At 28.3% G+C, this 22,623-nt stretch carries 26 protein-coding genes; 8 read left to right on the plus strand and 18 right to left on the minus strand.

Features of this window, described 5'->3' with window-relative positions:
- Positions 1-23 precede the first annotated feature (23 nt).
- Both nadD and rsfS read left to right on the plus strand, forming a co-directional pair.
- Positions 24-569: a nicotinate (nicotinamide) nucleotide adenylyltransferase gene (gene nadD, locus AC2TY9_RS01410; RefSeq protein ID WP_489780445.1), complete on the plus strand. Its 546-nt coding sequence runs from the start codon at positions 24-26 to the stop codon at positions 567-569.
- Positions 566-889 carry a ribosome silencing factor gene (gene rsfS, locus AC2TY9_RS01415; RefSeq protein WP_489778994.1) on the plus strand — a complete coding sequence of 108 codons (324 nt, stop codon included), beginning with the start codon at positions 566-568 and terminating at the stop codon, positions 887-889. Before nadD ends, rsfS begins: the two co-directional genes overlap by 4 nt.
- Positions 890-922: 33 nt before the next feature.
- On the opposite strand, the gene AC2TY9_RS01420 is transcribed toward rsfS, so the two are convergent.
- From AC2TY9_RS01420 to AC2TY9_RS01465, 10 genes are all read right to left on the minus strand, one after another.
- Entirely contained in the window at positions 923-1,051 is a 129-nt protein-coding gene (locus AC2TY9_RS01420; protein WP_489778996.1) for a hypothetical protein, read from the minus strand.
- Positions 1,051-2,640, minus strand: a complete 1,590-nt coding sequence (gene argS / locus AC2TY9_RS01425) for an arginine--tRNA ligase (protein ID WP_489778997.1) — start codon at positions 2,638-2,640, stop codon at positions 1,051-1,053. The genes AC2TY9_RS01420 and argS overlap by 1 nt, the downstream gene beginning before the upstream one ends.
- 14 nt (positions 2,641-2,654) lie before the next feature.
- Positions 2,655-2,882, minus strand: a complete 228-nt coding sequence (gene tatA / locus AC2TY9_RS01430; RefSeq protein ID WP_489778998.1) for a twin-arginine translocase TatA/TatE family subunit — start codon at positions 2,880-2,882, stop codon at positions 2,655-2,657.
- A gap of 95 nt (positions 2,883-2,977) precedes the next feature.
- On the minus strand, positions 2,978-3,364 hold the full coding sequence (crcB, locus tag AC2TY9_RS01435) for a fluoride efflux transporter CrcB (RefSeq protein WP_489779000.1): 387 nt from the start codon (positions 3,362-3,364) through the stop codon (positions 2,978-2,980).
- Positions 3,364-4,044, minus strand: a complete 681-nt coding sequence (locus AC2TY9_RS01440; RefSeq protein WP_489779001.1) for a lysophospholipid acyltransferase family protein — start codon at positions 4,042-4,044, stop codon at positions 3,364-3,366. Before AC2TY9_RS01440 ends, crcB begins: the two co-directional genes overlap by 1 nt.
- Positions 4,028-5,176: an AvaI/BsoBI family type II restriction endonuclease gene (locus AC2TY9_RS01445; RefSeq protein WP_489779002.1), complete on the minus strand. Its 1,149-nt coding sequence runs from the start codon at positions 5,174-5,176 to the stop codon at positions 4,028-4,030. Before AC2TY9_RS01445 ends, AC2TY9_RS01440 begins: the two co-directional genes overlap by 17 nt.
- Complete coding sequence (gene purQ, locus AC2TY9_RS01450; protein WP_489779003.1) at positions 5,176-5,847, minus strand: phosphoribosylformylglycinamidine synthase I; 672 nt, start codon at positions 5,845-5,847, stop codon at positions 5,176-5,178. Before purQ ends, AC2TY9_RS01445 begins: the two co-directional genes overlap by 1 nt.
- Positions 5,848-5,851: 4 nt before the next feature.
- Positions 5,852-6,097 (minus strand): phosphoribosylformylglycinamidine synthase subunit PurS, encoded by a 246-nt coding sequence (gene purS / locus AC2TY9_RS01455; protein WP_489779005.1) that lies wholly within the window; start codon positions 6,095-6,097, stop codon positions 5,852-5,854.
- Positions 6,098-6,163: 66 nt separating this feature from the next.
- Positions 6,164-7,117 carry a phosphoribosylaminoimidazolesuccinocarboxamide synthase gene (locus AC2TY9_RS01460; protein ID WP_489779006.1) on the minus strand — a complete coding sequence of 318 codons (954 nt, stop codon included), beginning with the start codon at positions 7,115-7,117 and terminating at the stop codon, positions 6,164-6,166.
- A gap of 14 nt (positions 7,118-7,131) precedes the next feature.
- Complete coding sequence (locus tag AC2TY9_RS01465; protein WP_489779008.1) at positions 7,132-8,436, minus strand: S41 family peptidase; 1,305 nt, start codon at positions 8,434-8,436, stop codon at positions 7,132-7,134.
- 115 nt (positions 8,437-8,551) lie between these two features.
- On the opposite strand from AC2TY9_RS01465, the gene AC2TY9_RS01470 reads away from it, so the two are divergent.
- Positions 8,552-9,133 carry a tetratricopeptide repeat protein gene (locus AC2TY9_RS01470; protein ID WP_489779010.1) on the plus strand — a complete coding sequence of 194 codons (582 nt, stop codon included), beginning with the start codon at positions 8,552-8,554 and terminating at the stop codon, positions 9,131-9,133.
- Between the two features lie 9 nt (positions 9,134-9,142).
- Positions 9,143-10,114: a hypothetical protein gene (locus tag AC2TY9_RS01475; protein ID WP_489779011.1), complete on the plus strand. Its 972-nt coding sequence runs from the start codon at positions 9,143-9,145 to the stop codon at positions 10,112-10,114.
- Positions 10,115-10,159: 45 nt separating this feature from the next.
- Here AC2TY9_RS01475 and AC2TY9_RS01480 read toward each other — a convergent pair whose 3' ends face one another.
- From AC2TY9_RS01480 to AC2TY9_RS01495, 4 genes are all read right to left on the minus strand, one after another.
- Positions 10,160-11,383: an EAL domain-containing protein gene (locus tag AC2TY9_RS01480; protein ID WP_489779013.1), complete on the minus strand. Its 1,224-nt coding sequence runs from the start codon at positions 11,381-11,383 to the stop codon at positions 10,160-10,162.
- A gap of 16 nt (positions 11,384-11,399) precedes the next feature.
- On the minus strand, positions 11,400-12,197 hold the full coding sequence (locus AC2TY9_RS01485; protein WP_489779015.1) for an ABC transporter ATP-binding protein: 798 nt from the start codon (positions 12,195-12,197) through the stop codon (positions 11,400-11,402).
- Between the two features lie 124 nt (positions 12,198-12,321).
- Positions 12,322-13,131, minus strand: coding sequence for a nitrate ABC transporter permease (gene ntrB, locus AC2TY9_RS01490; protein WP_489779017.1), 810 nt, complete (start codon positions 13,129-13,131; stop codon positions 12,322-12,324).
- Positions 13,132-13,259: 128 nt separating this feature from the next.
- Positions 13,260-14,639 (minus strand): CmpA/NrtA family ABC transporter substrate-binding protein, encoded by a 1,380-nt coding sequence (locus AC2TY9_RS01495; protein ID WP_489779019.1) that lies wholly within the window; start codon positions 14,637-14,639, stop codon positions 13,260-13,262.
- Positions 14,640-14,820: 181 nt separating this feature from the next.
- Here AC2TY9_RS01495 and AC2TY9_RS01500 point away from each other — a divergent pair, with 181 nt between their 5' ends.
- Positions 14,821-16,809 carry a molybdopterin oxidoreductase family protein gene (locus AC2TY9_RS01500; RefSeq protein WP_489779021.1) on the plus strand — a complete coding sequence of 663 codons (1,989 nt, stop codon included), beginning with the start codon at positions 14,821-14,823 and terminating at the stop codon, positions 16,807-16,809.
- An 18-nt stretch (positions 16,810-16,827) separates the two neighbouring features.
- Here AC2TY9_RS01500 and AC2TY9_RS01505 read toward each other — a convergent pair whose 3' ends face one another.
- A complete protein-coding gene (locus tag AC2TY9_RS01505) occupies positions 16,828-17,508 on the minus strand; it encodes a metallophosphoesterase (RefSeq protein WP_489779022.1) in 681 nt (226 codons plus the stop codon).
- Between the two features lie 150 nt (positions 17,509-17,658).
- On the opposite strand from AC2TY9_RS01505, the gene AC2TY9_RS01510 reads away from it, so the two are divergent.
- Positions 17,659-17,901, plus strand: coding sequence for a hypothetical protein (locus tag AC2TY9_RS01510; protein ID WP_489779023.1), 243 nt, complete (start codon positions 17,659-17,661; stop codon positions 17,899-17,901).
- 385 nt (positions 17,902-18,286) lie between these two features.
- Here AC2TY9_RS01510 and tsaA read toward each other — a convergent pair whose 3' ends face one another.
- From tsaA to AC2TY9_RS01525, 3 genes are all read right to left on the minus strand, one after another.
- On the minus strand, positions 18,287-18,772 hold the full coding sequence (tsaA, locus tag AC2TY9_RS01515; protein WP_489779025.1) for a tRNA (N6-threonylcarbamoyladenosine(37)-N6)-methyltransferase TrmO: 486 nt from the start codon (positions 18,770-18,772) through the stop codon (positions 18,287-18,289).
- 117 nt (positions 18,773-18,889) lie between these two features.
- The gene (locus tag AC2TY9_RS01520; RefSeq protein WP_489779027.1) at positions 18,890-19,168 is read right to left on the minus strand and encodes a c-type cytochrome; all 279 of its coding nucleotides are present in this window, start codon (positions 19,166-19,168) and stop codon (positions 18,890-18,892) included.
- 281 nt (positions 19,169-19,449) lie between these two features.
- Positions 19,450-20,604, minus strand: coding sequence for an OprD family outer membrane porin (locus AC2TY9_RS01525; protein ID WP_489779029.1), 1,155 nt, complete (start codon positions 20,602-20,604; stop codon positions 19,450-19,452).
- A 228-nt stretch (positions 20,605-20,832) separates the two neighbouring features.
- Here AC2TY9_RS01525 and AC2TY9_RS01530 point away from each other — a divergent pair, with 228 nt between their 5' ends.
- Both AC2TY9_RS01530 and AC2TY9_RS01535 read left to right on the plus strand, forming a co-directional pair.
- The gene (locus tag AC2TY9_RS01530) at positions 20,833-21,750 is read left to right on the plus strand and encodes a helix-turn-helix domain-containing protein (RefSeq protein WP_489779030.1); all 918 of its coding nucleotides are present in this window, start codon (positions 20,833-20,835) and stop codon (positions 21,748-21,750) included.
- A gap of 179 nt (positions 21,751-21,929) precedes the next feature.
- On the plus strand, positions 21,930-22,622 hold the full coding sequence (locus AC2TY9_RS01535; protein WP_489779031.1) for a response regulator transcription factor: 693 nt from the start codon (positions 21,930-21,932) through the stop codon (positions 22,620-22,622).
- Position 22,623: the final 1 nt, after the last annotated feature.

Raw genomic sequence — 22,623 nt, forward strand, 5'->3', positions numbered from 1 at the left:
ATAAAGGTAATATATAGGTGCAAATGGCAATTTTTGGTGGAAGTTTTGACCCTCCACATATTGGTCACCAAACCATTATAAAAAAAGCTTTAAAAAAGTTAGATATAGATTTGTTACTTGTTGTTCCTGCATATTTAAATCCCCTAAAAGTTAAATCTTTTTTGGATGCACAAACAAGATTTAACTTACTAAAAAAACTCTTTTCAAAAAAAGAGGCTATAAAAGTTTCTTCTTTTGAAATTGATATGAAAAGACCAGTTTATTCTATTGAAACAATTAAATTTGTTTTAAAAAAGTATAAACCAGAAAAATTGTACTTAATTATAGGTGCAGATAACTATAAATCTTTTCATTTATGGGACAGTTTTGAAGAGATTGAAAAACTAGTTACCCTTGTTGTAGTTACTAGGGATGGTATAAAATACAATAAAAAAAGGAATGTTAAAAGACTAAAAGTTGATATTAAAATTAGTTCTACTGAATTAAGAAATACTTTTAGTTTAAATTATATTCCAAAAAAAATAAGAAAAGATGTAAAAAACATCTGGAAAGAAAAAGGTAAAATTTGAACAAAAGATTAGACACAATCAAAGCTATTTTAGATGATAAAAAAGCTGAGAATATTGAAGTTATTGACTTAACAGACAAAGAATATATTGTTGATTATGTAGTTATAGCAACTACGTTAAACCCAAAACATGCATTTGCATTATTAAATTACTTAAAAAATGATTTAAAACCTTTAGGTGAAGAGTTCTTAAGAGTTGATGATGACGAGAACTGGACAATCATTGATATGGGAGATGTTTTCATCCACCTAATGAGTGAACAATATAGAAAAAAATATACTATTGAAGATTTCTTAAGTGAACTTGAGGCTAAAGCTTAAAAACCAATAGATAAAAGGGTTTAACCCCTTTTATTACTTGGCTGGAGCTTTTCCAGTTAATAATTTATTATAGTTTGATGCAGCATCTTTAGCTCCACCCATATATCCTGTAGAAATCGCAATACCGATTATAATCACAAGTATAATAATAAACCATTTCATTACATCACCTCTTTAGCTTTAATTCCCAATAAACCTAATGATACTTTTATAGATAAAGCACAAAGACTTAATACTTTTAAGTATTTATTTTCATCATCACTTCCAACGATTTTATGCTCATTATAAAATCTATGTATTGATGATGCAAGAGAATAAAGATAATCAGTAATTTTTTGCATATCTCTTTTCGTAAATGCTTCTTCTAAAATTGAAGGCATTAATAAAGATTCATATACTAAATTTAAGGCATCTTGATTAAGACCCTCATAGTTTTCATCTAATACTGACTCAAAACTTTTTTCACTCTTCTTAAACACTTGATTAATTCTAGCATATGCATAATTAATATAAAAGATTGGATTTGAACTATCTTGATTTTTTAACATGTCCAAATCAAACTCAAGATGAGTATCACTTTTCTTAGTTAAAAAAACAAATCTTAATGCATCTGAACCAATCTCTTGAGCTATATCACTCATTAAAATTACATTACCAGCTCTTTTACTCATTTTATAAGGTTCGCCACCTTTAAGTAGTTGAACCATTTGAGAAAGTAAAACTTCAAGTTTAGAAGAATCATTTCCTAAGAACTCAATTGCAGCATTTACTCTTTTTATATATCCATGGTGATCTGCACCCCAGATATTAATATAATGGTCAAAGCCTCTATCAAATTTATTTTTATGATAAATTATATCTCCAGCAAGATACGTTGGTATTCCATTTTCTCTTACTACAACCCTATCATTATCATCGCCATGTAAAGTTGACTTTAAAAATATTTTTTCATCTTTTTCATAGAGTGAACCATTATCAAGTAGAACTTTTTTTGTATCAAGCCATGCTTCATATAAAGATTCTTCTGAAACAAAATTATCAAATTCTATCCCTACATCTTTTAGGTCTGATATTATAATATTCATTACAATATTTTTTCCAAATGAAGCCATTTCTCTAAATTTTGATTCATCATGGAAAATCTCTGCCCCATGCTTATCAAAAATTTGTTGGGCAATATCAACTAAATAATCACCTCTATAATATGTTTCAGGATATTCTACATCTTCTTTTAAAATAAAATCACGACCTGCTAAAGCAATAGATAAACCTAACATATCCATTTGAGCACCTGCATCATTCACATAATACTCAGTTGTAATATCAAATCCTAAGTGTCTACCAACTTTGGCAAGTGAGTCACCAAGAATAGCTCCTCTTGCATGACCTATATGTAAAGGACCCGTAGGATTTGCACTTACATATTCTAAAAGTATTGATTGATTTCTTTTTTCACATTTTGCGAAATTATTTCCAAGTTGCAATGCATTTTTTGAAAGTTTTTCTAAAAATCCATTTGAAAGTTTAAAGTTAATAAAACCTTTTACAGCTTCCACTTTCTCAAAAATAATTGATTCATCAAACTTAGAAGCTAATTCTTCAGCTATTATCATAGGTGATTTTCTCAACTCTTTTGCTAAAGAAAAAGCTACTGGAGTTGCAAAGTGTCCTAAAGTAATATCTTTAGGTTTCTCTAAAACCACCTCTTTCTCTAAAATATCTTCAATATAATCTTTTACTAATTTTTGCAATCTAGTCTCTTAAATTATACAGTTTTATTTTCAGTTGGCTCTTCTTTTTTAGCCTCAGTTTTTTTCTCAATCTCTTCTGATTTTTCAGTAGTAGCTACTTCTTCATCATCTTTTACAGCTTTTTTGAAGTTTTTAATACCACTTCCTAAACCTTTTGCTAATTCTGGAATTTTCTTTCCACCAAATAATAGTAATACAACTAGAGCAATTAATATCCACTCCATACCACCTGGCATACCCATTTTTAAATCCTTGTTATCTAATTTTTAGTGATTATTATATCTTTTTGAAGCTTAAATAAAATGATATAAATCAATTTTTTAAGTTAAAGTGAATACTATTTCAGAAAAAAGTGAAGTAACTTATATCCGCTTGCTGCAGCAAGCACTGTTCCAAATAGATTTAAGAACATATTTGTTAATCCAAGAAATATTGAAGTTTGTAATAAAAAGAAACTCTCAATTGCAAAAGTTGAATAAGTTGTTAAGGCTCCTAAAAAACCTGTTGTCAAAAAAGCTTTAAGTGAATCATTTAATGTATAGTGGGCAAATATGGCAAATAAGACACCTATTATAAAACTTCCTAAAATATTAACAATTAACACACCTACAGGAAACTCTAAAGGTATCATTTTATTACTTAGGTGTACAGAATATGCTCTTGCGATTGCACCTAAGAATCCACCTAAACCAATTGCTAATATTGTTTGCCAAGAAAGAGCCATTACTTATTTATCTCTTTTTCAAATACAGCTTTCATATTTTTTTCTGTTTGTTCAAACCAGTCAGTTTTTCTATCTGCTTGAATTGGTTCTAGATAAATTACTTTTACAATACCTGGAGTTTGTGTTAATTTTTTTGAATCTAAAATTGCTCTTGTATTAATAATTATTACTGGCTGAATTTTTAGATTAAATTTATTTCCTATCATTTTTGCACCTGGCTTAAAATCAAACATTCTTTTACCAGTTGATCTTGTTCCCTCAGGGAACATAGCAATAGGCCTTCCTCTTCCTAGTCTATCTTTTACCTCTTTTATAAGGTACACGATACCAGCTTTGTCTTCTCTATTAATTGAGATCATTTTAGGGCCTTTTATAATATGCCCAAAAAATGGTAAATCAGTTATCTCTTTTTTAGCAACCCAAGCTAAGTGTTTTGGGTGTATATGTTCCATAATGATAATATCTAATATACTTTGGTGATTCATCAAAACTAAATCACATGATTCATCTAGCTTTCCAACCTCTTCAAGTTTTATTCCTAATAAATAGATTTGAAACTTCATCCAAATTTTGATAATTTTATGAACATGATTTCTAAATGTATACATCGCAGCAATTACAATTGCAACAGTTACAGAAAACTGAACTAATACAAATAAGCCCCTAATTTGTGCTAACATCTTCTTCTTTTACCCATCCAATATAATTTCCACTACCAAACATAATCTTGATAAAACCATTTTTTCTTTTCATCTCTTCAACTGTAGACTCTTTTTCTACTTTTTGAAATATGGTAGAGTTTTTAGTAGGAAGAATATAAATAACCGTTTTTTCTTTTAAGGTAATCGTTTTATTTGGCATTGCAAATAAAATAAAAATTGCAAGTGAAATTAAAAATGGTATTAAGATATAGTATTTTCTTTTCCAAATAAATAGTATTAATAGAACAAGTGATAAAACACCCATTGCAATTTTTTTATAAAATTCAAAACTTGAATTATTAGGATTTAAATCTGTTTGTGTACTAACTAACTCTTCATCAAAAGTGATTGGAACTACAACTTTTTCAAAATGATTTTTTGTTGTATTGTAATAGTTAAAGATAATATTTTTTTTATGAATAGGAATAGTTACATTATAAATGATATGTTGTTCAGGTAGTTTTTCTTCAAAAACAGTAATCCCTTGCTCTTCAAATCCTTTTAAACTAAAATCTTCTAGATTTGAATTTTCTGCACTAATATCAATAATTGTTAAGGCTTGTTTATTATTATATTGTTTTGTTTTTGTACCAATTAATGTTAATTTTGAAGCGATTACATTCGTAAATCGTTTATCACTTTTTGCAATATCTGAAAAGCCTACTTCTTTTCCTGTAATTTGTCTAGACTCTACTAAACTATTACCATTGTATATTCTAACTTCAATTGTTGGCATAATAAAGTTTGGATTTTTTGCCTTGAAATAAAATTTATTTGTATATGTATTGTTTTCTGTTTCTAACTTCTTCCAAGTCTCTTTTGGATTAGAAGGTTCAATCCCCTTACCATTTGAAAAAACTGTTTGTATTGAAGTAAAATTTTTTCTTGTAATTAATGCTTTTAATTCAACTACAAATCTTTGATTTCTAAAAACATGATTTGGGTAATTTAAATATGATAAATATAGATTTTTGGTAAAAGTTGTTCTTGAATAGCTTTGAGCTTTTGGTTGAGTTTGTTCACCAAAAGCTGAAGCCTCTTCATTTGTAAGTTCATTTGCAAAGGCAAATATAGATAAAAATATTAAAAATAGTGCAATTAGCCTTTTCACTATTTTAAAAACCCTTTTAACATGATAACACCATCATCACAACCAAGTAAGTCTTCCATTGCTCTTTCTGGATGTGGCATTAATCCAAATACATTTTTCTCTTTATTACAAATTCCTGCAATTTGAGAAACTGAACCATTAAGATTTTTAAGTTCGCCATTTTCTTCACAATATTTTAATAAAATCTGACCATTTTCTTCAAGTTCTTTTAAACCCGAATCATCAATAAAATAGTTACCATCATGGTGTGCAACTGGAATATTAACAACTTCATCAAGCTTTAATCTTGATAAAAAGATATTATCATTATTAATAACTTTTAAGTGATTATATTTAGAAATAAAATGTAATGAATCATTTCTTTTCATAGCACCAGGTAATAAACCAGCTTCTAAAAGAATTTGAAAACCATTACAAATACCTAAAATTTTTCCACCTTTTGCCGCATATTCTTGAACTGAGTCCATTATATTTGCAAATCTAGCGATTGCCCCTGATCTTAAATAATCTCCATAAGAAAATCCACCAGGGATAACTAATAGCTCTGTATCTTCAGGAAGTTTTGTTTCTTTATGCCATAAGATTTTTACTTCACATCCAAGTTTTTCAAAAGCATATTTAGTGTCGTACTCACAGTTAGTACCTGGAAATTGTAGTACAGTAACATTCATAATATTAACCTACAATTTCGATATCATAATCTTCAATAACAGTATTTGCCAAAAGTTTTTCGCACATTTTTACAACTTCAGCTCTAGCATCGTCTTCATTTGAAGAGTTAAGTTCCATAATAATTTGTTTACCAATTCTTACGTCTTTTACAACTTCTTTAAATCCTAAAGTATCTAAAGCATGATGAGTTGCTTTACCTTGGTCGTCTAAAACTCCCTGCTTAAGTGCTACATTTACAATTGCTTTCATTTATTACCTTCAATTTAATTTTTTGGGATTATATCTAAAACTGCCTTAGTAGTTTTATTTGCCAATTTATTTACTTAATCTATTTAAAATTGTTGTATATCCACTCAAGATTTTATCTTTAATCTCTTGTGGTACATTAACATCTAGTTTTTCTCCAGCTTTTAAACTTTTTGCTTGTTCTTTCCAGTTTTCTGATTTTCCAAAATCCCTTAAGATTTGTTTATCCATAGAAATATAATTTCCTGCATCAAAATCCTCTTTTGAAATAAATCTAGAACTTTCAGGTGTTAATACCTCATCACCTAAAACCCATTCCCCTTTTGAATTTATAAAAATTTCAAATTTTGTATCAACAATTACAATACCATTGTCAAGGGCAAATTGAGTGAAACTTTTAAATAGATTTTCCATACTTGAAATAATCTCTGGAAATTTTTCCCTTACAATTTGAGAATTTAAAGGCTCATCTTTAATACCTTTTGTTGTTGGAGTAAAAATTGGAGTTTCAAATTTATGCCATTGTGATAAGTTTGAAGATAATTCTAAACCATATGGGTCTTTTCCATTTTGGCAAGCATCATAAAGTGAACCTGTTAAGTAGTTTCTAAAAATAAATTCAAATTGAACTACATCACCATCAATTTCAGCTTCTAATGGTTTGCATAATTCCATAAATTGACATCGTGGAGCAACTTCCAAAGATGAATCAACCTTTTCATCTAAAATTGCTGTTTTTATACCTGATTCTTTAGCAAATGCTGCGCCATTGTTTGAAATAGCCGTTTGAGAAACACCTTTTCCCTCAATCTCAAGGTTTAAAGGGATATCAAATACAGAACATCTGTCACTTCTAACTAATAATACTTTTGCTTCATCACCTGGACAAGTATATAGGTCTGCATTTTTACCAATGTAAAACAAGTTATAACCTAACTCTTCAAGTTCATTTATACCTTTTTGTGTTGTAGTTTTCTTTGATTCTGGCCAAAGTCCAAGTGCAACAATATCACTAATGTTCATTTATTCTCCTGATTTTATTTATTAACAATAATTAATGATTTTAAAATACCAATTGCAGTATTTAATTGATTATCTTTTAATACTTCATCTTTTAAAATAACTTTTTTACTAGAAACTTTTTCTTTCTCTTTTTTAACTTTCTTTCCACCATTGTCTTTTTCAAGCTCTTCTTCAAGGTGTTTTTTTAGATCGGCTTCTTTAATTTTAAATTCACTTTCACTCTCTTTTACAGCTTCACCTGCATATGAAATTACATCTGGAGTAATTCCCGTTGCTTGAATAGTTCTTCCACTTGGTAAGTAATATTTTGCAATAGTTAATTTAATATTCTCTTTTCTATCTTGTGTAATTGGCAAAATTGCTTGAACAGAACCTTTACCAAAAGTTTTTTCACCAATAATAATTGCTCTTTTTTGATCTTGTAAAGCTCCACTAACAATCTCTGAAGCTGATGCTGAACCGCCATTAACCAATACAACTAATGGTGTATCAGTAACTGTATTTATAGGTTTTGCAGTAAATTTTTCCTCATCACCAATGTCTCTACCTTTTTGTGAAACAATAACTCCATTATCAACAAAAAGATCAGTTACCCCAATTGCTTGAGTTAAAAGTCCCCCTGGATTATTTCTTAAATCTAGAATAATCCCCTTTGCATTTGGTTTATTCTTAATCTCTTTTTTTAAGCTTTCAGTTACTTTTCTATCAAAGCTTGAAACTCTTAAATATAATAGGTCTTCATCTTCAATTGTTTTTGCAAATACTGATTGTATTTTTATAATATCTCTGATGATATCAATTTTAATTGGTTTATTCTCACCCTTTCTAACAACTGTTAAAACAATAGGAGTTTTTGGTTTACCTCTCATTAAAGAAACCGCTTCATCTAAAGTCATATTTAAAGTTGACTTATCATCAATTTTTAAGATAATGTCCCCTGCTTTAACGCCTGCTTCATATGCAGGAGTATCATCAATTGGAGAAATAACAGTTAATGCCGCATCCCTCATACCAACAGTAATTCCTAAACCACCAAACTCACCTTTTGTTTGAATACTCATCTCCTTTGAAGATTTTCTATCAAGATAAGTTGAGTGAGCATCAAGCTCTTGCATTAAACCTTTTAATGCTTTATTTACTATCTCTTCAAGTTTAATGTCATCTACATAATATTTTTCAACAGTTCCTATAACTTGAGTTAATTTTGAAAGTGATTCAAATCTTGTTTGACTTGATTCTTCCTCTTGTACTTGTTCTTTTGCTATTATTGATTGTGAGATGATTAGTAAAAATGAAGATACTAAAAAAAACTTTTTCATTATTCACCTTTTATGTGTTATTTATAAGAGTTTGTATTATATCAAAAATACATAAAAGTAAGGTTTTATAAATTTTTTTGTATCATTTAGACTTAATTTTTAGAAGAGGTTTTAAATGAGCGTAAAAGACAATGTTGATTTCGTCAAAGAAGAGTTAAATAGTGAAGAAAAATTTTTAGAAGGTTTTGTAAAAGTTGAAAGATTTTACAAAAAGTATAAATTTATTGTTATTGCTACTGTTGTAGTTATTGTGGGTGGGACTATTGGATATTATGTATCTAATTATTTTCAACAACAAACAAAACTAGAAGCAAATATTGCCTTTAATAAGGTCTTAGAAAACCCAAATGATAAAGCTGCACTTGATTCATTAAAAGAGAAAAATGAACAACTATTTCAAGTTGCAAAATTTATGCAAGCATCAAAAGATGGAACTGTTGCAGATATTCAAGTTAAGTTTTTAAAAGAATTAACAACTTATCAAAAAGCATTAAGTAGTAAAAATGTTGAAGAATTAAATACACTTTCAATGGACAATGATTTTCTTTTAAAAGAGTTTGCAATTTTTAATAAAGCATTAATTCAAACAAATGAAGGAAAATATGAAGATGCAAAATCAACTTTAAAATTGATCCCAGCAGATTCAAAAGTTAATGATTTAGTTAATGTTTTAAAACATTATTTAGTAACAAAATAAGGAAAAAAGATGAAAAACCTATTACTATTTGTAAGTTTAGTATTTATCCTAGCAGGTTGTGCAACAAAAGAGCACTATGAACCAGAAGATACTGTTGGTGGTTATGATAATACAAAAGCAAATCTAAATGCAGAAATAACATCAATGAACAAAGATGGTGCAACTTTAGATAATGGTGAAATAATTACAAAAAGAGGTTTATCAAAATTTAAAATTCCAGAAGGTTATAATTTTTTAAATATTAGTGAAGAGAAAGTTATCTCTTCAAATTACAAAGATAAAGTTTTAGTTGATAAACAAGAGATTGAAGTTAGTGGAGTTGTTGTTGCAGCATCACTAAAAGAGAATAAATTAGCTTTATTATATTCTGATAATTCAATTGAATTAAGAGACTTAGCAGCAAATAAAACTTTATTAAAAGAGTATTTTAATCACTCATTTGTAAATGATACTAGAATTGCCAATCCATATTTTATGAGTAATATTGTTTTATTCCCAACATTAGATGGTAGAATTATTGTTGTATCTTCTACGAATAAAATTGTAAAAAATATCGTTGTTGACCCTGATGGACAATTTAATAACATTACATTTTTAGATGTAATTAATGATACTTTGGTTGCAGCAACAGCTAATAAAGTTATCTCTGTTGGTGATGGAGTTTTAAACTTAAAAAACTACAATGTTAGAGATATTATCACACACGATGACTACATATATATAGCTACTATTGATGGACAAATTATTAAAACAGATATTTCTCTAAATATCATTCAAAGAAAAAAATATAAATATGCAAAAGTTTATGCCCTTGCATATGGAACTTCACTTTATGCTTTAGAATCTCAAGGATATTTGATAAATATCTCTGAAGATTTTAAATCAGATGCAATTTATGATTTTGGCTTTGATAATGAAAGAAAAGTTATCGCTTTAGGAGATACAATTTATTATGATGATGAGTATATCATCTTAAAATAAAACGCTCAAAAAAATATTTAAACCTTTTTTATAAGGTTTAAATATCTAGCTCCTTTCTAATATAATATCCAGACACAAAATATAACTTTGACCATTTAATTCAAATTTTTTTGCAAAGGTTTTACATACATTTCCACTTGCAAAAGAAACATATCTATTACTTAAATAAATACCCTTTTTTGATTCCATTGTTATATAAAAATACTCTTTTAAATAATGTTCATCACCATCTTTAGTTATATTATACATCCCACTAATAGATTCATCAATAATTGTGTCGTTAATCTGTTTTGAACTTAATGCATCAATAATATACATTGCTTCAATTTCACTATGATATTTAAAATTTCTATTTAGATACTCGTATATTTTTTCTATAGTTTTATTTCCCATTATTAAAGCCATGGAAATTTGATCAAATTTCCATACCGTTTCTCTTTTCTTTTTTATATTTCTTAATGTTTTAGCTTTAAATTCATTACCTGTTTTATTGATCAAAGTGATAATTTCTGAGAACTCTTCATGATTAAAAGATACTTTAGGTTTAGAAAAAAAGTACCCTTGAAATAAGTTTATTCCAGCTTTCATTGCCATAGAAATTGAATTAAAATCTTCAACACCTTCTGCTAAAACTTTTATTCCTAAAGTTTGACTCATTTTTGATATTGATTTAACTATCTCTTTATTGATAATTCTTTTTGATGATGCAGTAAATAAAGATTTATCAATCTTTATAATATCAGGACTAATCACATTTAGTCTGTAAAAATTAGAGCTACCTGTACCAAAATCATCAAGTGCAATTCCAAAACCTAAACCTTTAAAATATTTACAGAATTTTTCTAAAGCTTCTATATTTTCAATATCATCCTCTTTTATCTCTAAAATAAAATTTTTGAAAGGGATATTTAGTTTTTTTATTAAATATAAGAAACCTAGTTCTTCTTTTTCAAAATTATTTATTATGTTTGCTTCAACATTTAAAAAAAGAAGTTCCTTATTGTTTTTTTTATAGTAATAATAAAACTTTTCAATTGCTAATTGTCTTGTCATTTCGTCTAATTGACTACTTAAATTAGCTTTGTCTGCTAATTTAAAAAGAATTTGAGGAGGGATAGTTTTGCCATTAAATTTACATCTAGTTAAACTTTCATAGGCGAAAATAGATTTTGTTCTAATTGAAACAATAGGTTGTAGATGGATTTCTACAGCCTTGTTGCTTAATATTTTTTGTATTAAATTATTATCTGTAATATATAGTGAATTCATAAATTAGTATAGCAATTTATTCATCATCTTTTGCAAATTTCTTGTATAGAAAATCTAATATTGCTTCTCTACATCTGATATATTCTGGATCAGATTGCAAGGCTACTCTATCTCTTGGTCTATCTAAATTTACTTCTAATACTTCACCAATGGTAGCTTCTGGACCATTAGTCATCATAATTACTCTATCACTTAACAAAACTGCTTCATCAATATCATGGGTAATAATAATTACAGTATTTTGTACCTTTTGTTGAATTCTCATTAAGTGTTCTTGTAGATTTGCTCTTGTTAAAGAATCAAGTGCACCAAATGGTTCGTCCATTAACAAAACTTCAGGTTTTATTGATAAAGCTCTTGCAATACCAACTCTTTGTTTCATACCACCAGAGATTTCACCAGGATATTTATCTTTTGCATGGTCAAGATTTACCATAGAAACAAATTTTTCAACTCTTTGTTTTAACTCATTTTTTGATAATCCAGGCATCACTTTTTTAACTGCCATCTCAATATTTTGATAAACTGTTAACCAAGGTAATAAAGAGTGGTTTTGAAAAACCACTGCTCTTTCTGGCCCTGGTCCTTTAATCTCTTTATTATTTAAGATAATATTACCTTCCGTTTGCATATCTAAACCTGCAATCATATTAAGAAGTGTTGACTTACCACACCCACTATGCCCAATAATTGAAATAATTTCATTCTTTTTGATATTTAAATCTACATCAACAACTGCAACATATTCTTTCCCACCAGGAAGAGGAAATGCTTTTCTTATTTTTTCTAATTCTAAAAAATTGTTTTTACTCATAATATTTTCCTTAAAAACGATCCCATTTTTAAGGGACCAATATCATTTTCTTTCTACTTTTTAACACAATTTATAAAAAATTGTTAAAAGTAGTAAAATCTAAAGTGCTTTAAGAATAAAGCTTTTACATCTTTTTTCTGTAATCAAAGAAATCTGCGATAAATCCCATAATAATATCAAGGATAAATCCAATTATACCAACTGTTATGATCCCAATAATAATATTGTGATAAGCAAGATTATTGTATTCATCCCAAATCCAAAAACCAATTCCTATTCCACCTGTTAACATCTCGGCAGCTACAATCACAAGCCAAGCAATACCTAAAGACAATCTCATCCCTGTAAAAATATATGGAACGGCAACAGGTAAAATAATCTTGGTAATCTTTTCTAAAGGTGTAAACTGTAAAACCTTTGCAACGTTTAAATAGTCTTGATTTACATTTTTTACACCAAGGGCTGTATTTATAATAATTGGCCAAATTGATGTAACAAATATTGTTGATATGGCTGTTGTATCAATATCTTGAAATACAAAAAGTAATAAAGGAAGCCATGCTAGTGGTGAAACTGGTTTAAATATCTGAATAAATGGTTCAAGTGCATATTGAAATGATTTGCTCATACCAACAGCTAGACCAACTGGAACACCAACTACAATAGCTAAAATAAACCCACTAAATACCCTTTCAAGCGATGCCATAATTTGCCAAAAAATACCTTTGTCATCTTGGTTTTCTATATAAAATGGATCTGAGAATACACCTTCTGGCTCTTCACCATCTGAAGTTTCTCCACCAAAAGCATAAACATAAGTATCACTTGGTGTTGGAAAATCTTCTACTACATTTGCAAGTGTTGACCAAACTTGAATTATAATTGCTAAAACAATAAGTGGAAGAAATATTTTCTTGTACAGTTCTTTATTCATAAATTTACCTTCATAATTAATCTCTTGTCCTTTACAATGCTTAGCCTGACAAATAGCGTAGGAGAAGATGTAAAACTAAGCATTATAAAAGACAAGACCCCTACTGGGATTTTGTCTTTTTTTAATTACTATTTTTTAGTAACAAATTTTTCATCTGCACATCCAGCTGGTCCATATGGACAAACATATGCAGGTTGTTTAGTTTCAACTGACCATTTATTTGCAGCTGCTAAATCTTCTTTTGAAACTAAAGAGTTTTGTACTTCAAAATCATAAATATAATCTACAGCTTTGTTTGGATCCCAAACTTTTCCATCAATAAATTTATTATATTCATCTACACCATCTTTTTTCCAAGCACTTGGAGGTAGTGTATATCCAACCTCTTTTGCTACTTCTTCAAAAAGGTCTGGTCTATATACTTTTTCAATAGTTGCTTTCATATCAACTGGTTTGTCAAGTTGTCCCCATCTATACATTTGTGTAATGAACCACATACCGTGAGAATAGAATGGGTAAGATGCATAATAGTTAGCAAAAACGTTAAACATTGGATTAGCAGAATCTACACCTTTGTTATAAAGGAAAGTTCCAGACATAGATTTTCTAAGTACATTTTTTGGAGCTTTTACATAATTTTTCTTAGCCAAATAGCCAATAGCTTCTTCTCTATTTTCCCAAGACTCATCTAACCACATTTGAGCTTTTATAACTGCTCTCATAACTGCTTTTGTAGTTTCTGGATATTTTTCAACAAAATCAGCTCTTGCTTGTAAAACTTTTTCTGGGTTATTGTTCCAAATATCGTAGTTAGTTACAAGTGCCGAACCTTTACCTTTAAGTACAATTCTTGAGTTCCATGGCTCCCCTACACAATAACCTTCAATATTACCTGCAATTAAGTTTGAAGGCATTGTTGGTGGAGGGAAAGGTTTAATTGTACAATCTTGGTCTGGTTTGATTCCAGAACCAGCCATCCAGTATCTTAATTCATAATTGTGTGTTGAAACTGGGTGAACCATACCAAAGTTTAGAGGTGCATAATTATCACCCTCTTTTGCTCTTTTTGCATCAATATATTTTTTTAAAGATTCAGCTGAAACAGGTCTTTTAGTTTCTTCAAGTCCATACTCTTTCATCTTATCAATAATGTCATTACCATAAGTAATTGCATTTCCATTAAAGTCAAGTGATAATAAGGCTTGAAGATTTGCATTTCCATTGATTCCAAGTGTTGCAGCGATTGGCATACCAGCTAAAGCATGAGAAAAATCATACTCACCGTTGATAACTTTTTGTTGAATACCTGGCCATCCACCACCCTCTTTTGCAACATGAACATCAAGTCCTTCAGCTTTGAAAAAACCTTTTTCCTTTGCAATAACTAATGGTGCACAGTCAGTAAGTGCAATAAAACCAATTTTTAATTTTGTTTTCTCTGGAGCTGCTAACAATGTAGAAGCTACAACTGAAACACCTAAACCAATTTTTAATACCTGTTTTAACATGAACTCTCCTTAAATTTACCTTTAATTTATTTTGATATGAAGATTCTAACACAAGATAAACAATTATTCACCATAAAAAAGTATATTTTATATACAATTAAATCTTAATTTTTCATAAAATTTATTCTATAATAATTCCTATAGAAAAATGAATGTATAATATATTTATAAGGTGCATATAATGATTAAATCAGTCTGTGGATACTGTGGTGTTGGGTGTGGATTAGAATTTGATACGAATAAACTTGTTGGAGATGTTACTTATCCTATAAATGAAGGGAAACTTTGTTCAAAGGGTGTAAGTGAATTAATAAGTATAGAAACACCCTCAAGACTTCTAAGACCACATATAAGAAATGATATAAATAATGAATATAAAATAACCAACTGGGAAAAAGCAATTGAATCAATTGTTAATAAGATGAAACAGACTCCAAAAAATAAAATAGGGTTTTATCTATCAGGGCAACTTTTAACAGAGGATTATTATATTGCTAATAAACTTGTTAAAGGTTTTATTGGAACAAATAATATTGATACAAATAGTAGAACATGTATGGCAAGTGCCGTTGTTGCACATAAAAAAGCCTTTGGAGCAGATTTTGTGCCAGTTAGAATGAAAGATGTCGATAAAGCCAACCTTTTAATATTAGCAGGTGCGAATACAGCTGAAGCCCATGTAGTATTTCACAATAGAATAAAAAAAGCTAAGAAAAAAGGTCTTCAAATCGTTGTTATTGATCCAAGGGAAACTGATACTGCTAAATTAGCGGATTTACACCTAGCAATAAAACCTGGAAGTGATATTGACTTTTTTAATTTATTATCAAAAAAAATTATTGATGAAGGTCTAGCAAATGAGGAGTTCATTGAAAAATATGTGAACAATTTTGAGCTATTGAAAAATAAATTTAAAAGAGTCCCTGTTACTAAGATGTTAAAAAGAACAGGTTTGACACAAGATGAATTTGATGAATTTTGGGAAATCTATAAAAACAGCGAAAATATTATTACTGCTTGGACGATGGGATTAAATCAATCCGTCCAAGGTGTTGATAAAAATCTAGCACTAATAAATACCCATCTTTTAACGGGGAAAATATTTAAAGAAGGGAATGGCCCTTTTTCTCTAACAGGTCAGCCAAATGCAATGGGAGGAAGAGAAGTTGGTGGATTATCAACTATGCTTGCTGTTCATTTTGGTTTTGATAAAGATTCCATTGAAAAAGTTTCAAAATTTTGGGGAACAAAAACAATAGATAATAAACCTGGATTAACCGCAACACAAATGCTTGAAGCTAATCTAGATATTTTGATAATTTGTCATACTGATCCAATATACCATCTTCCAAATAGAAATAAAATGGAACAATTAATTAAAAAAATTCCAATGGTAGTTGAGATTAATGCTTATGAAAACTCAGAGACTGCAAAGTTTGCTCACATAAGACTACCTGCTGCGCCATGGGGAGAAAAAGAGGGAACTCAAACAAATCTTGATAGAACTATAACAAAACAAGAAAAACTTACAAGGACTTCAATTGATTGTAAGCCAGATTGGGAGATTTTCCAATTATTAGCACAAGGTTTAGGATTTGGTCATACATTTAACTATAACACCCCTAAAGAGATTTTTGAAGAGTATCAAGAGATGACAAAATTAAGTGATCATATGAATATTCATGAGGCTAATTATGATGATATAAATGCGAAACCATTTATTTGGGGAGAAGATATCATTGCTAAAAAAGATTTCTTAACACCTGATAAAAAAGCAAACCTATTTTTTGTTGAAAATAAACTACTTAGTGAAAAAACATCATTAAAGTACCCATTTACTCTTTTAACAGGACGAACTAGAGACCAATGGCATAGCGGTACAAAAACCAATCTTCCAAAAACTTTATTAAAATATAAGGAACTAAACTTTTGTGAAATAAATCCAATTGATGCAATGGAATTAGGAATAGTTGATGGAGAAGAGATTAAAATTAGTTCCGCAAGAGGTGAAATTATTTCAAAGGCTCTAATTACAAAAGATATAAGAGAAAAATGTATATTTATTCCAGTAAGTAATAGAGAGATAAACTATCTTACAAATGACCTTTGTGATAAAGAATCATTTGAACCTGATTATAACCATAGTGCAGTAAAAGTAGAAAAGGTTTAATTTTCTACTTTCACATTTTTACTTATCTATATTTTCTTGGCTAATTGTTTTTAAACTTGGAAACTCAATTGCCGTTAAGTTTCCTAGTTTTTCATAACAAGCTCCCGTATCTGCATCAGCATAATAATCTGTTATCAAAGCCTCTTTGTGTGGTGTATGCCCATGGATATTATAAATCTCTTTTATATCTTTTGGATGATTAATTCTATTGTTTGTAACTTGAGCAATAAAATCTTGATACTCAAAACTATCTTTATCTAAGTTTCTCATTTCCCATACATCACCAATACTTGAATGACTAACGACTAAATATCTTCCATCTTTGTTTTTAATATCTTTATATTCTATATAATAAGGTAAATTTTCAAGCCACTGTACATCAGATATCACTTCTTCTTTTGTGCAATTTTCATAACTTTTTAAAGTCTCCATGCCACCCCATGTATTCACCCAATATGAACTTTTCACCAAAGAGTTATCTGCTAATAAATCTAATATAACATCACACATAGCTACTTCATGGTTTCCCCTTACACAATCATAATTGTTTTCTTTTATTAATTGAATAACTTCCTTTGAGTTTGGACCTCTATCCATTAAATCACCCACAAATATAACCTTGTCATCTTTTGGTATTTTATTTAATAAGGCTTTTAAAGTCTTGATGCAACCATGAACATCACCAATAACCCATGCCATAAATAATCCTTTGTTTTCTTTTAAAATAACATAATTTTTGTAGTAATTCTCTTCAAGAAGTTAGTTAATTTCAATATTTTAGCAATGATTATTTTTTGTAACCTATAAAATGATTATAAGTGGTATAATTTTCTTTTAAAGGATTAAAATATGGATGAAAAATACAAACCTATAAGTTGCTATTTTTATGATGAATTGGAAGCCTTAGCAGTAAAAAAAGTAAAATCAAAAATTTCATATCAAAATGGAAATACTCAAAATGAAATAGAAGATTTTATAATTGATTTTAGGACTTTAAACAAAGAAGAATTTTTGATACTTGATAATGGAATAGAAATAAGACTTGATAAAATTTTAAAAGTAAATGGTAAAAAGCCACAAACTTCTTGTTAATTTATAACTTTTACCTCACTAATAACTCTTGCTCATCTTTGATATTTAGTGATTTAATTCTTCTTGTGTGTTTGAGTCTAAAATATTACAATAAAGGTCTACATTCTATGTTCCAAATCTCTTAAAGATATGTGAGAATTTGTATTTTTCATTTTTTGAACACTTTGTGGAACAAGGAAAATTGTCTAAGTTATTTGTGTTCCCAATTTAAGAAGTTAAGGAAAAGATTGAATTGAATAATAGATAAAAAAAATCTAATAAATATCTGTATTCTATATGTTTTAAAGAAGTTATTTAGAATCATCTTTACATCTATTTTAAATTACTACTGAAAATAAATATTTCCAAACTATATATATTTTCTAAATAAATCTGTCTTACGCCCTTAAAACCTACTATCTGACTTCATTTGTTGAACTTCATTAATTTTCGATTTCATCCAACCTGTTTTAATATTTTCCTCAACATAATCAAATTCAGGTATGTATGGTTTTATATCGATTAATGGTGTTTTATCTAATATATCAACACCTTGAAAGGTTAGCACATTATTTTCTACATTTAAAAGCTTTACTAGCGATAATCCTAACTTATTTGGATGAACTGGTGTTCTTGTTGAAAAGACTCCTCTTTCAATTTGTTTTTTATCATTAAATGGAATTACACTGAGTTTTTCATCTTTTGATTGATTGAAATAATAAATAAGATAAATATATGAAAATCCATCAATATCCTTTAATCCATTTTTATAATTATCTTTTAAAACAATTTTTCCTATTTCATTTAAAGCTCCACATGGCTGAATTGGCATGTTTTGTTTTTGATTATAGTTTGTGTAAATTGTTCCGATAGAATTAATATTTAAAGTCAAAACTAAACCTTTGTAAAATTATTTATAGCTACAGGTGTCTAGTCCTGTAGCTAAGGTGATTTAATTTTATTATTTTATTTTTATATTTTTAAGTCTAAAAGACCACCAAAATTAAATTTATTTACCAATTTTATCAGAAATAAATTTAATATCATTATCACTTAATGAGATTGCTTGTGCTTTCATTACGTTTTTCATAGAACCACCATAAGTCCCAACTTTATAACCTTTCATAGCAGTAATTATTTCTGTTTTAGTCATATCTTTAATTATTTTAGATTTTCCTAAAGCGACTTTTTCACCATTTGTGCCATGACATGCTACACATTTTGTATATGGATTAGCGTAAACAAAACTCATTGTAATAAGAAAAAAAGAAAATATTTTTTTCATCATTATAACCCTTAATTAAGAATTAGCAAATTAAAACAAATAAATAAAGATTTATAGGGGGGGAAATTATTTACTTAGTTTTAAAATGCTAAAGAAATATTACTTTATAAATAAGGCTAAAAAATAGCTAATAAATGAGATTTTAATAAAATTTAAAAATTTTTCAATAATTGAAAATAGTTCAGAAAAGGAATAGTTTTATTTTTAATAAGTAATTCTCATAGGAAGTAGGTTCAATCTATTAATTGAACCTACTTTTTAAACAACTTTATACAATTTGCTCATTAGAAAGTATAAGAAATATTAAATCTAGTTTGATAATCATTTGTTGAATCTTCACCAAAACTTGTGTACCATAATTGTGTTGATAGATTTTTGTTTACTTTATAAGATGCAATTACATCAGTTTCAGTTTCAGCCCTAGACAATGAACCTACATCCCAATAAGTGTGTGCTGCTTGCAAGCCAAGACCATTACCAAATTTATAACCTAATCCTAGTTGATAAGAAGTTGTATCTGCCATATAAGTCAAATGAGAACCTACAGGGGTAGCTGTAAATACTGGATCAGCAGCAGAACCTAAACCATTAAATACAGCTTGCTGGTTAGAAGGAGTTGTAGTATATGCAACTTTAGCGTGAACACCAGAAAAAGTTCCCTCTACTTTTACACCATATAATTGGCCCTTATCATCTGATGAACCATTATCACTATTAAATAACTGAGCTCCAAAAGTGATATCATTTATTTTGTAAACTGCATCTGCATATAAAGATTTTCTATCATTAGCATCATTCTTTTCAATCAAATATTGTGATTGAACTGCTAAATTTTCAATTGAAGTATTTTTAGCATATAAAGTATATGCTCCATCATCTCCAACATCTGCGAAGAATGGTTCATCGCCAATAGTTGCTGAACCAGAACTTGAACTTGTTCTATTTTGATATTTATTAACATAACCAGCTACTAAAGTAGTGTTTGGTAAATCAGTGTTAGATAACAGATAAGCTTCAAAAGATTGTCTAAACATTCTTGAACCAGAAACAGCTATTAATGGCATATGCATGTATTGTCTACCAGCTTTAAAAGTAGTATTATCAATAATGTATTGGATGTAAGCTTGAGATAAAGTTGAACCATTTGCGTTCATGTCTCCATCATAACCTGAACCATCAACATTTGATACATGTCCAGTTTGAAAAGTAGCACCAGCACTTAGTCCATAAAATGAACCAGTTGTTACAGATAAGTTACCACCATTAGTCCAGATAGATGATTCATTTCCAGCAGCATCTTTTTTTGTGAAGTATTGAGATTTAATCTCACCTTTAAATTTTGATGCAGCGAATGCATCTGCTAAAGAATCTGCATGTGCAGAAGTAAAACTTGTAATTGCTAAAGAAGCAATTAAACTTATTTTTGCGAATTTCTTCATATTTTTTCTCCTTATGATAAAAGTTCATTAATCCTAATTAAAAAAAAAGGCGAAAAAATAGCTAATAAATAGTAATAAAATCAAGTTTTAAAATTTATTTTTATTGTGAAATCTAACAAAAGAACATTTATTTGAGGTTATAAATAGTAAACTGTTAGAATACAAAAAAAGAAATTATTAGGCCTTCTTTTGATTAATAATTATTCTAAAAAAAATAGGAAGGGAAAATTGAACACACAACCTTTATTGACAATATCTCAACTACTTAATAAATATAAAAATATTCATAGAACAATTCCCTCTTTTGGTATGGACCCTTTAAAAGAAGTTTCTTCCAATAATGAATTTTTTATTTTTCAAAATATTGGAAAAAGAGTAGGTTCTCCTGTTCGGTTTGACTTTTATGCACTAGTGTTATGTTTTCATGCCCACACAAAACGGTATATTAACCAATTTGAATTTGATGTACGTGATAATTCAATACAACTTATTCCTCCAGGCTCAATCTTCTCTTTTGAAGATAAAATTGAAAAATCAGAATATGTTATATTATTTAACGATACATTTTTAAAATCACAAATTGATAGTAATCAAGAAATTGACCTTTTATTAGAATTTCATAAAAAGGATATTGATCAAATCATTTTGGAAAATTCTGCTATACCTGAAGTTAAATTATTATTTGAAAAAATTGAACTTGAATATAAAAAAGAAAAAGATGAGTATTTAGCCATAGTTAAGTTACATCTACTTGAAATACTCTATAAAATGAAGCGAGAAAAAGTATTAATGAAAACTAATCAGCCATTAATAAGAACACAAGCTGAACACATAACTAATAATTATTTACAGTTAATTGAAAAACATTTTATTACAAAAAGAAAAGTAAGTGATTATGCTGAGCTACTAAACATTACTCCAAAACATTTGAGTACAACTATTAAAGAGCAAACAAATAAGAATGCTTTAACGTTTATACATAGAAGAATTTACAATGAAATGCTTTATCTTTTAGTTTATAGTCAATTAAGTATTAAACAAATTTCAAATCTTCTGCATTTTGATACTCCTACAGCTTGCTCGCGCTTTTTTAAAAAGTATTCTAGTATTAGTCCTAAAGAATATAGATTAAAAAGGAAAAATTAAGAATTCCACCTTTTTGCACATAAATAAGAGTTTTAAATACTTACTTTACTTAAAATCAGACGATATAATTAACTTAAAGAAATTTTATATTAAAAAATTAATTTTAAAATTTTTATACAATTAAAAATAACAATAAATAATGTTGTTGTTTTTCTTAAAGAAAAAAAAGGATTTAAATTATGAAAAGAATCCAACTTAACCATTTAAAAGTTGTTTATGTAGAAGATGAAGAGATAATTAGAGAGCATACTTCAACAGCATTGAGCTATTTGGTAGAAGACTTACAAGTTGCTTCTAATGGAAAAGAAGCATTAGATTTATTTACAAATTTTTCTCCAAATATAATTATCACAGATTTAAAAATGCCAGAAATGGATGGGACTGATTTTATAAAAAAAGTTCGAGCAAAAGATAAAAGTGTAATTATTGTAGTTTTAACTGCACATGCGGATAAAGAATATCTTCTAAAATTAGTTGACCTACATGTTGAACACTTTATTATTAAACCAATAAATTTTGAAAAATTAATTGATGTAATTCAAAGCTGTTCTAAATTAATCAAAGAAAAAGACTCCAAAACAAAAACTCCAGAGTTGCCATTAGGGTATGATTATAATTGGGAACAAAAAATATTATTTTACAATCAAGAAGAAATTTTATTAACACGTAAAGAAATTTTATTTATTGAAATTTTAATTAAAAACTCTCACCGTATTGTAACTTATGAAGAAATAGAACAAAATGTGTGGGAAGATGATATGATGACAACAGGTGCTTTACGTTCTGTAGTACGTAATCTTCGTAAAAAACTTCCTCTCAATCTAATTTATAATTTATCCGGAGTGGGGTATAGACTTGTTTTCGATGAATGAA

Source organism: Arcobacter sp. ISO1 (assembly GCF_058105185.1).